The sequence below is a fragment of the Phenylobacterium sp. genome, assembly GCF_031425575.1.
Lineage (GTDB): Bacteria > Pseudomonadota > Alphaproteobacteria > Caulobacterales > Caulobacteraceae > Phenylobacterium.
This window is the reverse complement of the sequence record NZ_JANPJP010000014.1, coordinates 1-1,832: the sequence shown is the minus strand read 5'-3', so window position 1 is coordinate 1,832 and position 1,832 is coordinate 1. Positions and strand designations below refer to the sequence as shown.

General features: G+C 66.0%; 2 pseudogenes. Both read left to right on the top strand.

The features are described 5' to 3' along the window. Window positions 1–635: pseudogene (locus RMO97_RS00615) on the top strand (DNA polymerase Y family protein); the annotation flags it as partial. After that, window positions 632–1,832 (top strand): annotated as a pseudogene (locus tag RMO97_RS00610) (error-prone DNA polymerase); the annotation flags it as partial. The pseudogenes RMO97_RS00615 and RMO97_RS00610, both read left to right, overlap by 4 nt.

The following is a 1,832-nucleotide window of genomic DNA, read 5'->3' as shown; positions in this document are numbered from 1 at the left end:
GCTCGGCTCGGCCGACACGCGATCCTGTGCTGATGGCGCGCTTGTTCAAGGAAAGGATGGCCGCTGAGGGCGAAGCCCTCGATCCGGGCTTCGGCTTTGACCACCTACGTCTCGAGGTCGTTCGAAGCGAGCCGCTTTCTGCTGACCAATCGTCTTTCGATCAGCAGTCATCGCGCAGCAGGGCCTTGGGCGATCTCACCGACCGTCTGGCTGCAAAGCTGGGTGAAGACGCCGTCGTACGGATCGAGGCGGTGGATTCCCATCTGCCCGAACGGGCCACTCGGTGGCGTCCGACTTCTCAGTTGGGAGAGGCCAAGACTGACCAGACGTGCACCACCTCAGGCTCCACGCCCGTCAGACCCTTGAGGATTTTCGATCCGCCTCAGCCCATCGAGGCCATAGCGCTGGCGCCTGACAGCCCGCCTGCCCGCTTCCGTTGGCGTCGCGTTGACCACCGTGTGGTGAGCGCCGAAGGCCCCGAACGGATCGAGGGGGAATGGTGGCGCCGCCGGGAGCGAGCGCGTGATTACTACCGCGTCGAGGACGCCGAGGGTCGCCGCTTCTGGGTGTTCCGGGCGGGCCGCTTCGGCGAAGAACCACCGCCGCGCTGGTATCTGCACGGCCTGTTCCCATGAGCGCGCCGGCCTACGCCGAGCTGATCGCCGCCAGCAACTTCTCCTTCCTACGTGGCGCATCGCATCCCAAGATCTTGGTTCTGACTTCGATCCTGCGAGGGCATGCGGGTCTGGGGCTGGCGGACCGCAACACCGTTTCCGGGGTCGTCCGGGCCTGGACCGCCCTCAACCACCTGCGAGAGGACGGATGGTCGCCGCCAGAGAAGCTGCGCGACGGCGGCTCGCCCGGTGAGATCGCCTGGCGGGATGATCCGCTGAACAATCCCGCTCTCTCCGATCTGGTCAAGGAGCGCGCCCTGGCCTTCCGGCTTCTGACGGGAGCACGGCTGGCGTTCGAGGATGGGGCGCCGGATGTGGTCGCCTATCCCGAGGACCGTCTTGGATGGGGCCGCCTTACCCGGCTTCTGACCCTGGGCAGCCGACGGGCGAAAAAGGGGGACTGTCGGCTGCGGTTTGAGGATCTGCTGTCGGACCCCGAAGGCCTGATGATGGTCATGGCCCCGGATCGCATGACCGTGCCCTTGAAGCCGTGGCTTGAGCGCCTGAACGAGGCCCGCCCGGGCGCCGTCTGGCTGGGGGCGGCCATGCACCGCCATGGAGACGACAGGCGCCATCTCGCGCAGCTCAAGGCCCTGTCTGACCAAGTCGGCACGCCGCTCCTTGCCACGAACGACGTGCTCTATCCTGACGCTGGCGAGCGTGACCTTCAGCACGTCCTGACCTGCATCCGCGAGGGCGTGCCCATTGATCAGGCAGGCCGCCGACTGCTTGCCAATGGCGAGCGCTGGCTCAAACCGCCCACCGAGATGGCGCGCCTGTTCGCCGATGCGCCCGAGGCCTTGGGCGAGACGCTAGAGTTTCTGAAGCGCCCGATCTTCGATCTGGGTCAACTGCGCTACGAATATCCCGAAGAGCCTATCCCGCCCGACCGCACACCGCAGGACTGGCTAAGCGAGCTGGTGGATCGAGGCTTGCCGATCCGATACCCCGAAGGAACACCGGCCAAGGTCCGGACGACTTTGGACAAGGAGCTGGCCTACGTCGGCGCGCGCGATCTGGCGCCCTACTTCCTGACCATCCACGACATCGTCAGGGAAGCCGAAAACCGGGGCATCCTGTGTCAGGGTCGAGGCTCAGCCGCCAACTCGGCCATCTGCTACGTTCTGGGCATCACCAGTGTCGATCCCGCGTCTCACG